The organism is Chloroflexota bacterium (assembly GCA_016197225.1).
In the GTDB taxonomy this organism is placed as follows: Bacteria; Chloroflexota; Anaerolineae; order Anaerolineales; family VGOW01; genus VGOW01.
In genome coordinates, this window is record JACPWC010000041.1 from 1 (window position 1) to 13,820 (window position 13,820).

A 13,820-nucleotide genomic window follows, 5' to 3' on the forward strand; every position below is an offset into this window, starting at 1 on the left:
CCTGGCGAATCGCAATCGGTGTAATCCGTGAAATCTGTGGTTGCATTAAACACACTCCCGCCAGACTCTCCGCGAGATGGTAAACTCTGGCTATGTTCCTCGAAAACAACAAGAGTCAAACCTTGCCCCTCGACGGCCTCTGGAAGTTCCGCCTGGGCAACGCGCCGGAAGTTGACCTGCCCGTGCCTTCGGCCTGGGAGGCCCACACCGCCGACAAGCTTACCGACGGCCCTGCCCTTTACCGCCGCGCGTTCTTCCTGCCCGCCTCCTGGCTCGGCGCGCGCATCCTCCTCGAAGCCGACGCCATCAGCTTCGACGCTACTGTTCGAGTCAACAACCAGCTTGCCGGAACACATCGCGGCCTGTGGTCGCCCTTTCAGTTGGATATCACCCGGCTGGCGCGTGAGGGCGAGAACACGATTGAGATCGAAGTTTGGAAACCGGGTGGACGCTTCCCCTTGCGTGAAGCACTGGCCGGTTTCTTGCCCGACGTTGCCACCACGTTCGGCGGCCTCTGGCAGGGCATCCGTCTGCGCTCCATGTCCTGGGCCGCCTTCGACGATTTGCGAGTCTTTGCCTACGGCGGCGGCTGGCTGGATGTGCAGGGCCGCGTGGTCGCGCTGGGCGAGCGGCGCGCCGGCGAAGTGATCATTGACTTGTTGGATGCAGACGAGCAACTGCTCACCCACGCCCGGGCAGTGGTGGGCGGCGATCAGTCCTTCGCCATTCACGTTGAAACCGGCGGTGTGACGCAATGGGAACCCGTCACGGGCGCACCGTGTTACACCTTGCGCCTCTCGCTTCAATCGCGCGGAGTCGAAGTCGCCCAGGCCACGCGCCGCGTCGGCTTTCGCGATGTGGCCGTCGTGGATGGCAAGACCATCCTGAACTCGCAACCCCTGCACCTGCGCGGCGTGCTCGATTGGGGCTGGGACGCGGCCCGCATTTGCCCCACGCCCACTCGCGCCGAACTGCTCGACCAGTTTGCCAAAGCGCGCGCCCTCGGCTTCAACCTCGTCAAACTTTGCCTCTTCGTTCCCGACGAAACGACGTTTGAAGTTGCTGATGAAGCCGGGATGTTGCTCTGGCTGGAACTGCCGATGTGGTTGCCGAAGGTCACGCCGGAGTTCCGCGAACTGGCCCTGCGCGAATACCAGGGCCTCTTCCGCCGCCTGCACCATCATCCCTCCATCATCGTCGTCAGCCTGGGCTGTGAACTCAACGCCGACGCCGACGCCGGCTTCCTGCGCGAACTCGACAACCTGGCCGACGAGTGGATGCCCAACGCCTTGCACTGCGACAACAGCGGCTCGGCGGAAGCCTACGGCGGCGTGAGCACCCGCCTCAGCGAGTTTTACGATTACCACTTTTACACCGACCCGCATTTCTTTCAGCCGCTCGTCCAACACTTTCATCGTTTGTATCAACCGGCCAAACCCTGGCTCTACGGTGAGTTCTGCGACGCCGACACTTTGCGCGACTTCTCCAAACTTGACCCGGAGACCTGGTGGCTGACTCAACCGACCGCCCTGACTCGCGACGACTTCCTCTCGATTCGCGACTACCGAACTCGACTCGGTTCAGCCGCCATCGAGGATGGCGGCCTGGCTCTCACCGGGGCCGCCCGCTGCCAGGCCACGGCCATTCGCAAATTCATCGTCGAGCAGGTTCGCGCTCACGGCGCAACCGGCGGCCACGTCATCACCGGCTGGGCCGACACTCCCATCACCACCTCCGGCGTAGTGGACGATCAGCGCGAACTTAAATTCTCGCCCGACGAGTGGCGGCAGTTCAACGCCCCGCGCGTGCTGACAATGGATCGTGAGCGCCGCCGCCGCTGGCTAGGCGGCGACCGCCCGGCCCACAAAGACCCGTTCACCTGCTGGGCAGGCGAGGCCGCTGAGATTCACCTCGTCCTTTCAAATGGGGCGGGCGACGTTGAAGGCGGTCGTTTACAGTGGCGGCTGACCGGCGAAGACGGAAACGAAATCATGAATGGATCCAGGGACGATGTTGCCGTCTCTGGCGGCGAGTCCCACGAGATCGCCATCCTTCATTTCAAAATGCCCCTCGTCACCGAAAAACCTATCGAACTCACTCTGAGTGCTGAAGTAGAAACCTGTGCCAGCAACTCATGGAAGCTGTGGGTCGTGCCAAGAATCTCCTCTCTCTCTTTGGGGCGGCCGGAGACCGGGCCGGGGGTGAGAGCCGACCTGACCGACGATCTCCTTCGCCAAATTCACCAGGGCCAAAGCGCCGTGCTCTGGCTCCGGCAACCCGACCCGCGCTTCACCCGCAACCTGCCCTTCTGGCGCGAATCGATTCACACCTTTGAGCCGCACGCGTTTTGGGAACGCCTGCCTCACCCCGGTTACGCCGACATGCGTTTCTTTAGCGTGGCGACCGACTTTGCCATTGACATCGAAAAGCTGTCCGCGCTCTTCGGCCCGGAAGCGCGCCTCAAACCGATCTGGCGGCGCTTTGATGCCCGGCAAATGTTCTGGACGGAATATGTGGTTGAAGCGGTTTATGGAGCAGGGCGGCTGGTCGTCACCACGCTGCGTTTTGAAGGCGGCCTCGGCGTTCAGCCCGGCGCGCTCGACACAAACCCGATCGGGGCCTGGATGCTGAAGACTTTGCTGGAAATGTAGAGCGAGTTGCCAACTCGCTCTACAACTCATGGCTGTCAACACTATCTCAAACCGCCCATCCATCTCTCGCGCAGATATTTTTGAAAAAATCAGCGGCAATCAGCGCGCAAAATGTCCGCGTTTATCAGCGTTCTAATAGAAGCCCGTAAGTAGTTACAAACCAAATAGAAATCAGCGAGAATCTGCGTTCATCCGCGTTCTTAATACCAACCTGAGCAATTACGATACTCCAGGAACCAAAACGCCCGCGCAGGTGTATAACAAGTGAATGACTTCCCTCAAGGAAGAAGGGGCGAATTGACCGACGCAGACCTGATCGCCCGCGCCCGCCGCCGTGACGAGGCGGCCTGGGAGGCGCTGGCCGGCGAGCATCAGGAGGCCGTCTTTCGTCTGGCTTACCTGATTCTGGGCGACCCTGCTGACGCCGACGACGTGGCGCAGGAAGCCTTCATCCGCGCCTACGGCGCGCTGGATCGTTTCGACACCTCTCGCGCCCTCCGCCCCTGGTTGTTGAGCATCGCCGCCAACCTGGCCCGCAACCGCTTGCGCTCCGCCGGTCGTTACTTTGCGGCGCTGACGCGCTTCGCCCGGGGCGTAGAGACCGCCGCCCACGACGAGGCGGCGCAAGATGAGTCGAGCCTGCTCTGGCAGGCGGTGCGCCGGTTGAGTCAGACCGATCAGGAGATCATCTACCTCCGTTATTTCCTGGAGATGTCGGAATCAGAAACGTCAGAGGCTATGCAGGTGGCGGCGGGCACGGTCAAGTCGCGCGCGCACCGCGCCCTGGGCCGCCTGCGCGACGTGATTGCCAAAGATTTCCCGAACTTGCGGGAGAGTGTTGAATGAGCGATCTGGATCGATTCGAAGCGCGAGTGCGAAGCGCGACGGCCTCGTTTGCCTACCCGCCGACTCCGAACGTGGCCGTCAGTGTGAAAGGACGACTCCGTAGAGACGTTCCGTTGGAACGTCTCCGCGCTCGTCGCCTGGCATGGAGCGCCCTCATCGTCATCGCCGCCCTCGCCAGTTTGCTGGCCGTGCCGCAAGCGCGGGCCGGTTTGCTCGAAGTGTTAGAGATCGGCGCAGTGCGACTCTTCTTCGCGCCGCCTACAGCTACCGCCACGCCGACCGGCATGCCCGTCATCACCCCTCAGCCCACGCCGACTCTGTTGCCTTCACTGCTCGACCTGGCCGGAGAGACGACGCTGGACGAGGCCCGCCAAAAGATGAGCTTCACGATCTTGCTCCCGGCGTATCCTGAAAACCTCGGCCTGCCCGACCGCGTGTTTGTGCAAAACCTGGGTGGCTCGGTGGCTGTGATGGTCTGGCTCGACCCGGAGCAACCTGATCGGGTGCGAATGAGTTTTCACGAATTTGGGCCGAACACTTACGCCGATAAGAAGTTTCAGCCGACGATCATCGCCGCCACGATGGTAAACGGGCAGCCGGCGGTGTGGACGGAAGGGCCGTACTTACTGGAGTTGAAGAGCGGCAACTGGGACTTGCGGCGGTTGATCGAAGGTCACGTCCTGATTTGGGTTGAGGCCGAAGTGACCTATCGCCTGGAAACCGATCTGCCGCTAGACGAGGCCGTGAAGATCGCCGAGTCGTTGAAATGAAACTCGACCTTCAACCTGGAACCTTCCGGGCCGGAGCGGTGTACTTCTTCTTGAAAGGAACTTCGCCATGAAACGCCTTGTCCTGTTTTCTGTTTTGTCGCTCGTTTTGCTTTTGGTCTTTCCGGTCTTTGCCGGCGGCTGGTCGGTGGTGACGTTGGACTCGCTGCCGGACAAAATTGTAGCTGGTCAACCTGTCAACGTCGGCTTCATGGTGCGCCAGCACGGGCAAACGCCAATGGCCGGGCTGACGCCGGAGATCAAACTGCAAAAGGCGGATGCTCCCAAGTTGTTCCGGGTCGTTGCTCGACCCAGCGGCGGGGTCGGCCATTACACCGCCGCGATTACTTTCCCCGATGCCGGCGAATGGAACTGGACGATCAACGCCTTCCCGGAACCGCAGACCATGCCCCAGCTGACGGTGTTGTCCGCCGGATCATCAGCGAGCGCAGAGGCTTCACCATTGCCAATGATGGTAGGCGGCGTCGGGTTGGCCGTCGCGGTTGGGGCGGCCTTGATCTTTTTCCGGGCGCGGGTTGCGTGGGCGGCGGCGCTGATTCTTGCCGGGGCGCTAGTGGGCGCAATGGGGTTCGCCTCAACGGCGACTCATGACAATGGAAGCGCGGCGGTCGGGCCGGTCTATACTCAGGAGCAACTCGGCCAGCGGCTATTTGTAGCCAAAGGGTGTGTGACGTGCCACATTCACGAGTCGGTCCGACAAGGATGGCAGGGCTTGTCGGTAGACATCGGCCCCAACCTGACCAACTTCACTGCCAACCCGGGTTATCTGACCAAGTGGCTCTATAACCCTCCGGCGCTCAAGCCAAACACCCAAATGCCCCGTCTCGGCTTGAGCGAGGAGGAGATGAAGGCGCTCATCGCCTTCATCAACGCTCCATGATTAGTGAAACCCCGAATGAAACTGATTTCACTGATTTGGAAGGTTATGTGAGGAGAGTTACCATGAAACCGATTCGCTTCTTTGCGATATTGTTAGTGCTGGCGGTTCTGCTCTTGCCCGCCACTCACCTGGCACTGGCCTGGCCCGATCAACCGCCGGACGCGGCCTTCATTAGCGGGCCGGGCATTGCCGGGCAAATAGAAATCACCGACAAGGCCGTTCTCAGGGTGTTGCGGTTGGGCGGCGTCGAAGACTTTGCCGGCGGGCCGGTTGCCGAGCCGGCGGCTGGCAACTATTACACCATCACCCGCTACTTTTATGATGGTGAGTTTAACTTCGGCGTGCTCACTTACGCCGCAACACCCGCTGGAAGTTACATCCGTTTCGACGACGGCCCCGACCTCTCTGGCAACCACACTGAATTTAACGGCAAATGGTTCAGGGTAACAAACGAAGGCGAGACTGCGATCCAAAACCTCTTGCAGACGATGGGTGTCTCGCCGGTTGCCCCCTCGGCGGCGGTTGAAATTGGGCCAGCCGCTTCGGCAAATACAACCGCTTTGTCTCCGAGCCAACCGTTGATTTGGGTTGCGGTGCTGGTGGGCGTATTAGCTTTGAGCGGCGGCATACTGGCCCTTGCCAGGCTTTATCCTATTGAAAAGGCAAAATGAGCTTTGGCAACTCTCGACCAAAACGCGAAGCGCACCGAGCCATGTAATCTGCGGCTCCATTACTTGACCGGCACAAACCCCAACTCGGCCACAATCTTCTGTGCTTCGGGGCCGAACACCCGTGTCGGGCGAGAACAGGGTCTTGTTCTCCTTCTTCCCCAGCCGCAGAACGTTCTCCAGAAAATAGACGTGCGTGCCGGAGTTGCTCTCACGCGAGAGCAAAACGATAGGCCGATCGTCGCCGCCCACCTCGCGCCAGTTGGTGATCTGCCCGCTGTAAATCGCCGAGAGTTGCGGCAAGCTGAGTCGGTTCACCGGGTTGGCCGGGTTGACGACGATGGCGATGGCGTCTTTGGCGACCACGAACTCAACCGCTTCAATGCCGTTAGCTTCAGCCTGCTGGCGCTCCTCGTCTTTGATGGCCCGCGAGGCGTTGGCGATCGTCACCGTGCCGTTGATCAGCGCGGCAATGCCCGTGCCACTCCCGCCGCCCGTCACCGAGAGTTGAGTCTCAGGGTGAGCCGCCTCGTAAGCCTCGGCCCAGGCCAGGGCCAGATTCACCATCGTGTCCGAGCCTTTGTTCTCGATTGTGGTTTGGGCGGAAGGGGCGGGGGTTGAAGAAGCCGAGGGAGAGGCGCAGGCGGCTAAAAGAAGAACGGCAAACAGCAAAAAGCGATTCTGTTGTAGAGCGCAATTCACGAGCGTGATTATAGCGCGTTACTTTCGAATTAGAGAGGCTCCTAAAATCAACTTTGCGGTACAATCCCGTCATCAATGGCGAAGATCAGCGTCGAGCATCTCGACTTTTATTACGGCCCCAAGCGCGCGCTACTCAACGTGAACATGGAAATCGCCGAGCGTGAGATTACCGCCCTCATCGGCCCATCCGGGTGTGGCAAGTCCACCTTTCTGCGTTGCCTCAACCGCATGAACGACACAATTGACGGCGCGCGCGTCGTCGGCAAAATTGCGCTGGACGACCAGGATGTTTACGCGCCGAGCGTGGACGTGGCCGATCTGCGTCGCCGGGTCGGCCTCGTGTTCCAAAAGCCAAACCCTTTCCCGAAGTCCATCTTTGAGAACGTGGCCTTCGGCCCGCGCGTGCTCGGCCTGACGCGCGACTTGCCTCAGCGCGTGGAGCAGTCGCTTCGCGGCGCGGCGCTGTGGGACGAGGCAAAGGATCATCTACACGAGTCGGCGTTGGGCTTGTCGCTCGGCCAGCAACAACGGCTGTGCATCGCCCGGGTGCTGGCGGTGGAACCGGAAGTGATCCTCATGGACGAGCCATGCTCGGCCCTCGACCCGGTGGCCACTTTGAAAATCGAAGAACTGATGCGCGAACTGAAAGAATATTACACCATCGTCATCGTCACTCACAACATGCAACAAGCGGCCCGCGTCTCCGACCGCGCCGGCCTGTTCTGGCTCGGCGAGTTGGTGGAGTTCGACCTCACCGGCAAACTCTTCACCCGCCCGGCCAAAGAAATTAGCGAGAACTACATTACTGGCCGGTTCGGATAACGGCCTGCTGAAAGGATCGTCGCCATGTCTCAGTCTCTACGCCCACACTTTGATCGTGAACTTTCCGAGATCCGCGACAACTTGCTTCGCATGGGCAGTCTGGTGGACACGGCTGTTGCGCGTTCCATCACGGCCTTGAACAACCGCGACGTCAACCTGGCCCGTCAGATCGTCCTTGACGATACTGTCATCAACGATCTGCGCTTCAAGGTTGAGGAGGACTGCTTGACGCTGATTGCCACCCAGCAACCGGCGGCCAGCGACCTGCGGACGGTGGTGGCGGCCATGAACATCGTCAACGATATGGAGCGCATGGGCGACCACGCCACCGGCATCGCCAAGACCGTCCTTCGCATGGGCGACCAGCCTCTGCTCAAGCCCCTCGTTGACATTCCGCGCATGTCCGACCTGGCCCGCGACATGCTCAAACGTAGCCTCGACGCCTTCCTGGCCCGCAACGCCGAAGCCGCCCGCGCCATCGCCGCTCAAGACGACGACATTGACCACCTCTACAAAGCCATCTTCGATGAGCTACTGGCTATTATGGCGCAAGACCCAGGCACCATCCAGCGCGGCACGTACTTGTTGTGGTGCGCTCACAATCTGGAGCGCATCGGCGACCGGGTGACTAACATCGCCGAGCGCGTGATCTTCATGACCACTGGCACGATGAAAGAGTTGAATGTCTGATGCGGCGGCTTACCCGACAACTCAACTTCCTCTGCCCGAGTCGGGGACACTCAAAATCGGAGTGGTGGCCGACACTCACCTCCCCGACCGCCTTCTCTCCCTTCCCTCGCAACTCTTCACCGCCCTCGACGGTGTAGACCTCATTCTTCATGCAGGCGACATTAGCAATCCAAAAGCCTTGAGAGAACTGGAGCGGGTTGCGCCGGTGATTGCCGTGCTGGGCAACCGCGACATTTGGTATCAAGCCAACTGGAGTCTGCCGCTGGATCGAGTCATTGAGGTGGGCGCGGTGCGCATCGGCCTGACGCACGGCCACGGCGGGTTGAGGGGTTACGTCCGAGAAAAGCTTTTCTACTACACCGTCGGCTTCCACCTGGAGAGCTTCATCGCCGCCGCGCAGGCCCGCTTCAGCGATGTGCAGGCCATCGCCTTCGGCCACTCGCATCATCCTTTCAACGAAAGGCGGGGCCAGGTTTTGATGTTCAACCCAGGCTCGGTCAGCCCCAGTTATCGGGCCGCGTTTGGGGCGTCCATCGGCATTCTCACGTCGGACGGGCGCGAGGTGCGCGGCGAGATTATGCCGCTGGGGTTTCGAGGAGAAGCTCGGAAACTGTTCTAAGAGAGTGTCTTAAAAGTCGCTCAAAGCCCGCGTCCTCGCAGGCCCCTTCGGGCAACCGCGAGGACGCGGTTGGAGAGCAGTTTTAAGACAGTCTCTAACGCTCTGGCAGGGCGATGTAACTGAAGTTGCCCACCTCAGTCAGGCAACGGCATGGCTATTTGCGCAACTCAGCCGACAAGACCGCTAAGCGTTTGTTCACTCTCAGCCAGGCCGCGCTTGGCACCGCCGGCGGAATGGCCCGGTGCCGCTCTTTGCTCAAACGGAAAGCGAAATCTTCAATAAGGGTGGCAATGGGATCGGTGGGAGACTCGTACAGGAGCGGACGACCCCGGTTGATGGCGCCCACAAAGGTGTCGGAGGCGAAAGGCAGAACCAGGGTGACCGGCATGTGCAGGGCGGCTTCGATGTTTTTGCGCGGTAGGCCGTGATGCTCAAACGTCCAGTTCAACACCAGCTTGATCTTGTCTTTGCTGTAACCCAGCCGGGTGTAAGTGTCCAGGGCCGCCGCCGCCGCCCGCACCGAGGACATCTCCGGAGCCAGCGGCACCAGGATCACGTCGGCGGCGTCGAGCAGGGTCAGGGTCGTCTCGCTAAAGTCGTGAGCTGTGTCGGCGATGACGTAATCGTAATGCGTCTTGAGCAGTTTTATGGCGGCCCTTAGCACTTCATTCGCCAACTCTTCGGCTTCGGTGGGCAGGGTGGGCGCGGCGATGAAGTCCAGTCCGCTGGCATGTTGGCCTATGATGGTATGCAACGTTTCAAAATCCATATCATCCAGGCTGAACCCGGCCAGGTCGCCCCAGGTGCGCTTGAGGGGCGTGTCCAGCATGAGGGCGATCTGCCCGGCGCTGAACACCAAATCCAGCAGCAACGTGGGCGTCTCCCACAACTGGGCCAGGCCAATGCTCAGATTCGTAGCCAGGCTTGAAGAGCCAATGCCGCCCCGTAAACTATGAACGGCAACGAGCTGGGCCTCTTCAGTTCGAGTCAGCCCCAGCGATTGCGCCAGCTTGCCGGCTTCAGAGCGCCGCAACAACACCGTCAGGCGGGCGGCCAACTCCGCCGGTTCAAACGGCTTGTTCATGAAATCGTCCGCCCCGGCCTCAAAGGCCTGGAGCTTTTCTTCCAGTTCCGATTGGCCGGTGAGAATCAGAATAGGCGTTTGGGCAAATTCGGGGTCCCGGCGCAGGCGGCGAGTGACTTCGTAACCGTTCATGCCAGGCATCATCACATCCGAAATAATCACGTCCGGGTGATCGGTTTTGACCGCCACCAATCCCTTAACGCCGTCTGAAGCCGTGCTGACTTCGTAGCCGAGCCGGGTCAGGGTGGCGGCGGTAAGTTTGAGAACAATGGGGTCGTCGTCAATTGCTAAAGCGCGTGGCATAAACTCCTCTTTCTTCTCGCTGGCTGTCCGGCCGGCGAGCAATCAAGAATTTCAGGCAGGCGTTAATTGCGTCAGATATTCCTGCAAGCGCCCGGCTTCTTCTTTGGCCTGTATCAACAAAGCCGAAGCGCCCGACAGCTCGTCATCGAATCCCATCTTTTCGAGTTGTTGGGCTACGGCGCTCAAAGGCTTGGCGCTGAAGCTGGCAGAGACGCCCTTCAACGAGTGCGCGGCCTGAGCCAGCGCGTGCGCGTCGTGAGAAACAACAGCCGCCTCCAGCCGTTGCATATCCATCGGCAGGCGATGCGCGAACTCGGTGAACAACTCGACGAAGAGCGCGCGGTCATCGCCAAAACGATCCAGAGCTTCTTCTATGTTCACCGGCGCGGCGGCCTCGCCAGGGGCCGCCGCCTCTGGCGGGGTAGCCTCCGCCTCCGGGGCAGGGGTCGGCCCTGCTTTCTGCGCCCAGCGTTGTAGAAGGGCGGCCAGTTCTTTAGGCTCAATGGGCTTGGAGAGGTAGTCATCCATACCGGCTTTCAGGCACCGCTCGCGGTCGCCTTGCATGGCATGGGCTGTCATGGCGACGATGGGCGTGTGCCGCTCGTCACCCTCCTGTGCCCGGATAAGACTCGTAGCTTCAAAGCCGTCCATCTCCGGCATTTGCACATCCATCAGCACCAGATCGTAATGGCGGTGCTGAACGGCCTCCACTGCTTCCTGTCCGTTTTCGGCCACGTCTACCTGATGCCCGGCGCGCTGTAACAAAAGAGTCGCCAGTTTGCGGTTGACGGCGTGATCCTCAGCCAGCAGAATCTTGAGGGCCGGGCCTTTGCTTTCGGCCAGGGTGTGCCGGGTGACGAGCGGCGCGGCGGCTTGCGGAACGGCCTGCACCTCCTGAGCCAGCACCGTGACCATGGCGTCAAAGAGTTGGGCTTGCTTGACCGGCTTGAGCAAATAACCGGCGCATCCCAGTTCCTTCATGCGAACGGCATCGCCCCGGCGGCCCATTGAAGTCAACACCATCACCGTAGTATCTGCCAGCGACGGGTCGCTCTTGATGGCCTGGGCTGTCTGTTCGCCATCCATTTCCGGCATTTGCATATCCAGCAGAACCAGGCGGAACCTGTCGTCGGCTCGCTCTGCGTAGCGCAGAATCTGGAGCGCCTCGCGTCCGCCGGCGGCGGTGGCGGCGCGGCAACCGAAGTTATCCAACATGCGCATCAGCACCAGACGGTTGGTGGCGTTGTCGTCCACGATCAACACATGCACGCCTTCCAGATCGGCCGGTGGAATCAGCGCCGAGGTATTCGACGCCGCCTGCTTTTCAAATGTGGCCGTGAACCAGAAGGTGCTACCTTGCCCCGGAGTGCTGGTCAGGCCAATTTGGCCGCCCATCATTTCCACTAATTGCTTGGAGATAGTCAGCCCCAGCCCGGTCCCGCCGTATCTGCGGGTTGTGGAGCCGTCGGCCTGAGTGAAGCGCTCAAAAACGGCGGCCTGACGTTCCGGCGGAATGCCGATGCCGGTGTCGTTCACCGAGAAACGGACAGTGACGTGAGAGTCGGACTGGGATTCGAGTTCGGCGCGAATGACAACTTCGCCGTTATTCGTAAATTTGATGGCGTTGCCTGAAAGATTGACGAGCACTTGCCGCAGGCGGCCCGGGTCGCCGCGAAGCGACACAGGAATGTCGTGATGAATCAGGCAGGCCATCTCCAGTCCTTTGTCGGTGGCGCGTTGGGCCAGCGTGTCGGCCACCCCTTCCACCGTCGTGCGCAGGTTGAAGTCAATGGCTTCCAGATCCAACCGCCCGGCTTCGATCTTGGAAAAGTCGAGAATGTCGTTGAGCAAACTGAGCAGAGCCTGGGCGCTGTCTGCCGCCGTCTTCACAAAGTCGCGTTGTTCGCCGTTCAGATCGGTGTCCAACAGCAATTCCAACATGCCAATCACGCCGTTCATGGGTGTGCGAATTTCGTGGCTCATGTTGGCCAGGAATTCGCTCTTGGCCCGGTCGGCTTCCTGCGCCTGGCGCTCGGCGCGGATGAGTTCGGTGATGTCGTGATACAAGCCCAACACGCCCACACGCTTCCCGGCCACAATTACCGGGACGCCGAAAATTTCCACGTCCACCAGCGCCCCGTCTTTGCGGCGGCGCTGGCCGACGGCATGCATGGTTTCACCGCCCATCACCTGTTGCGTGTATTGTTCGGCCTCGCCCCGGCCGGTCTCAGTGGCAACCAGATCGTCCAGCGCCTGGCCCACGACGTCACTGGCAATGTAGCCAAACAGTTGCTCGAAGGCCGGGTTGCAGGAGATGATACGGTTGTTAAGGTCGAGGGCGGTAATGGCGACCGGGCTGTTTGCCACCAGAGCCTCAAAGTATTGCTTTTGTTGATGCACCTCTTGTTCGGCAAGTTTGCGCGCCGTGATATCCTGTTTGATGGCAATGAAGTGGGAGATGTCGCCATTCTCGTCTTTGACCGGGGTGATGGTTTCCTCTTCCGTATAAAAATTTCCATCCTTGCGGCGATTGATGATCTGGCCCTGCCACACCTGCCCGGCGGTGACAGTTTGCCAAATCCTATGATAATAGGCTTCGTCGTGCTGCCCGGATTTGAGAAGGCGCGGGTTCTGGCCGACCGCTTCTTCTTTTGCATAACCGGTGATGGTTGTGAAGGCCGGGTTGACCCACTGAATTGTTCCCTTCCGGTCAGTGATGACGATGGCGTTGGCCGCCGCTTGCAGCGCTTTTGCCTGGATGGAAAGCTGTTGTGTTGCTCTGGCGCGCTGCCGGGCAATGAAAAAGACGACGACCAGGATGGCGCTCATCAGCGGAATCTCAATCAATTCCTCAGCCTGAGTTTTGCCTATCAGAACGGCGACCGCCACTTCGGCGGTTGCCACAGTTACCCACAGACCACAGCGCAGGACAAACGATCGGAACTCCCAGAAGAACGCGCCAATGGTGAGCAGAAGAAAAATGAAGTGAAAGAGGATGACCGTGGCGTCAGAAAGAAAGATCATCAACACCGCCATAACCAGTATAGCCAGGTCGAGAAACCCGGACGCCTTAGGCGGCGAGTTTGGGTGGGTGTAATCATAAGTGATGAAAGTTTCAGCAGTCACAAGGCCTCCCGTCTTTTACTTGCAGTGTTGAGCGTAGCGCCCTCGTCAATTATCGTTGCCATGATCATCATCGCCGTCAACGTCAGTATCGAATTCAAGGCCTTTCAGGCGCACATTTATGTTGGTGGACGCTGAGACGGTCACCTCGACGGCTTTCTTCCATTGCTGGCCTACGTATATGTACACGCGATAGCCGCCGTCCACCACCGGAAAGACAGCGCGGCCCTTGGTGTCGGTGCGTTTGTCGCCCACCCAGCCGTCGCTGGCCGTGCGAAGTTGAATCGAGATGTTGGCCGCCGGCCCGCCACCCTTGTTGTTGTCAACCACTTTCACCGTCAGCGCCTTGAGATGCACCTCCATGCTGGTGGAAGCGGAGACAGTCGCTTCGCTTGCTTTCCACCATTGGCCAGTGTAGAGATGGGCGCGGTAGCCGCCGTCCACCACCGAGAAGACGGCGCGGCCATTGGCGTCGGTGCGTTTGTCGCCCACCCAGCCGTCGCTGGCTGTGCGAAGTTGAACCGGGATGTTGGCCGCCGGCCCGCCGGTGGCATCGTCTATCACCGCCACCGTCAGCGCCTTGAGATGCACTTCCATGCTGGTGGAAGCGGAGACAGTCGCTTCGCTTGCTTTCCACCATTGGC

The 13,820-nt window shown here is 60.2% G+C and carries 12 protein-coding genes; 8 read left to right on the plus strand and 4 right to left on the minus strand.

The features are described from left to right. Positions 1-92: 92 nt before the first annotated feature. From HYZ49_07190 to HYZ49_07210, 5 genes are all read left to right on the plus strand, one after another. Complete coding sequence (locus tag HYZ49_07190) at positions 93-2,651, plus strand: hypothetical protein (GenBank protein MBI3242060.1); 2,559 nt, start codon at positions 93-95, stop codon at positions 2,649-2,651. Positions 2,652-2,948: 297 nt separating this feature from the next. Beyond that, the gene (locus tag HYZ49_07195) at positions 2,949-3,497 is read left to right on the plus strand and encodes a sigma-70 family RNA polymerase sigma factor (GenBank protein MBI3242061.1); all 549 of its coding nucleotides are present in this window, start codon (positions 2,949-2,951) and stop codon (positions 3,495-3,497) included. Beyond that, a complete protein-coding gene (locus HYZ49_07200) occupies positions 3,494-4,267 on the plus strand; it encodes a hypothetical protein (protein ID MBI3242062.1) in 774 nt (257 codons plus the stop codon). Before HYZ49_07195 ends, HYZ49_07200 begins: the two co-directional genes overlap by 4 nt. Positions 4,268-4,334: 67 nt before the next feature. Continuing rightward, complete coding sequence (locus tag HYZ49_07205) at positions 4,335-5,165, plus strand: c-type cytochrome (protein MBI3242063.1); 831 nt, start codon at positions 4,335-4,337, stop codon at positions 5,163-5,165. Positions 5,166-5,227: 62 nt separating this feature from the next. Beyond that, on the plus strand, positions 5,228-5,836 hold the full coding sequence (locus HYZ49_07210; GenBank protein ID MBI3242064.1) for a hypothetical protein: 609 nt from the start codon (positions 5,228-5,230) through the stop codon (positions 5,834-5,836). Here HYZ49_07210 and HYZ49_07215 read toward each other — a convergent pair. Continuing rightward, the gene (locus HYZ49_07215; protein MBI3242065.1) at positions 5,774-6,535 is read right to left on the minus strand and encodes a PstS family phosphate ABC transporter substrate-binding protein; all 762 of its coding nucleotides are present in this window, start codon (positions 6,533-6,535) and stop codon (positions 5,774-5,776) included. The two genes, HYZ49_07210 and HYZ49_07215, sit on opposite strands and share 63 nt — an antisense overlap. Before the next feature lie 75 nt (positions 6,536-6,610). On the opposite strand from HYZ49_07215, the gene HYZ49_07220 reads away from it, so the two are divergent. The 3 genes from HYZ49_07220 to HYZ49_07230 are packed head-to-tail and all read left to right on the plus strand — an operon-like array spanning position 6,611 to position 8,666. Next, positions 6,611-7,357 (plus strand): phosphate ABC transporter ATP-binding protein, encoded by a 747-nt coding sequence (locus tag HYZ49_07220; GenBank protein MBI3242066.1) that lies wholly within the window; start codon positions 6,611-6,613, stop codon positions 7,355-7,357. A 24-nt stretch (positions 7,358-7,381) separates the two neighbouring features. Then, positions 7,382-8,047 carry a phosphate signaling complex protein PhoU gene (phoU, locus tag HYZ49_07225; protein ID MBI3242067.1) on the plus strand — a complete coding sequence of 222 codons (666 nt, stop codon included), beginning with the start codon at positions 7,382-7,384 and terminating at the stop codon, positions 8,045-8,047. Continuing rightward, the gene (locus HYZ49_07230; GenBank protein ID MBI3242068.1) at positions 8,040-8,666 is read left to right on the plus strand and encodes a metallophosphoesterase; all 627 of its coding nucleotides are present in this window, start codon (positions 8,040-8,042) and stop codon (positions 8,664-8,666) included. Before phoU ends, HYZ49_07230 begins: the two co-directional genes overlap by 8 nt. A gap of 154 nt (positions 8,667-8,820) precedes the next feature. Here the strand turns inward: HYZ49_07230 and HYZ49_07235 are convergent, their stop codons facing one another. The 3 genes from HYZ49_07235 to HYZ49_07245 all read right to left on the minus strand — a co-directional run. Continuing rightward, entirely contained in the window at positions 8,821-10,053 is a 1,233-nt protein-coding gene (locus HYZ49_07235) for a response regulator (protein MBI3242069.1), read from the minus strand. Between the two features lie 51 nt (positions 10,054-10,104). Next, positions 10,105-13,179 (minus strand): response regulator, encoded by a 3,075-nt coding sequence (locus tag HYZ49_07240; protein ID MBI3242070.1) that lies wholly within the window; start codon positions 13,177-13,179, stop codon positions 10,105-10,107. Positions 13,180-13,224: 45 nt separating this feature from the next. Then, positions 13,225-13,820, minus strand: a 596-nt coding sequence (locus tag HYZ49_07245) for a hypothetical protein (GenBank protein MBI3242071.1), incomplete at its 5' end; no start/stop codon positions are given.

What these genes read in the sequence shown, in the direction of transcription:
- HYZ49_07230 (MBI3242068.1), top strand. Translation starts at nt 8,040, where the DNA reads ATGTCTGATGCGGCGGCTTACCCGACAACTCAACTTCCTCTGCCCGAG.
- HYZ49_07220 (MBI3242066.1), top strand. Translation starts at nt 6,611, where the DNA reads ATGGCGAAGATCAGCGTCGAGCATCTCGACTTTTATTACGGCCCCAAG.
- phoU (MBI3242067.1), top strand. Translation starts at nt 7,382, where the DNA reads ATGTCTCAGTCTCTACGCCCACACTTTGATCGTGAACTTTCCGAGATC.
- HYZ49_07205 (MBI3242063.1), top strand. Translation starts at nt 4,335, where the DNA reads ATGAAACGCCTTGTCCTGTTTTCTGTTTTGTCGCTCGTTTTGCTTTTG.
- HYZ49_07200 (MBI3242062.1), top strand. Translation starts at nt 3,494, where the DNA reads ATGAGCGATCTGGATCGATTCGAAGCGCGAGTGCGAAGCGCGACGGCC.
- HYZ49_07235 (MBI3242069.1), bottom strand. Translation starts at nt 10,053, where the DNA reads ATGCCACGCGCTTTAGCAATTGACGACGACCCCATTGTTCTCAAACTT.
- HYZ49_07190 (MBI3242060.1), top strand. Translation starts at nt 93, where the DNA reads ATGTTCCTCGAAAACAACAAGAGTCAAACCTTGCCCCTCGACGGCCTC.
- HYZ49_07210 (MBI3242064.1), top strand. Translation starts at nt 5,228, where the DNA reads ATGAAACCGATTCGCTTCTTTGCGATATTGTTAGTGCTGGCGGTTCTG.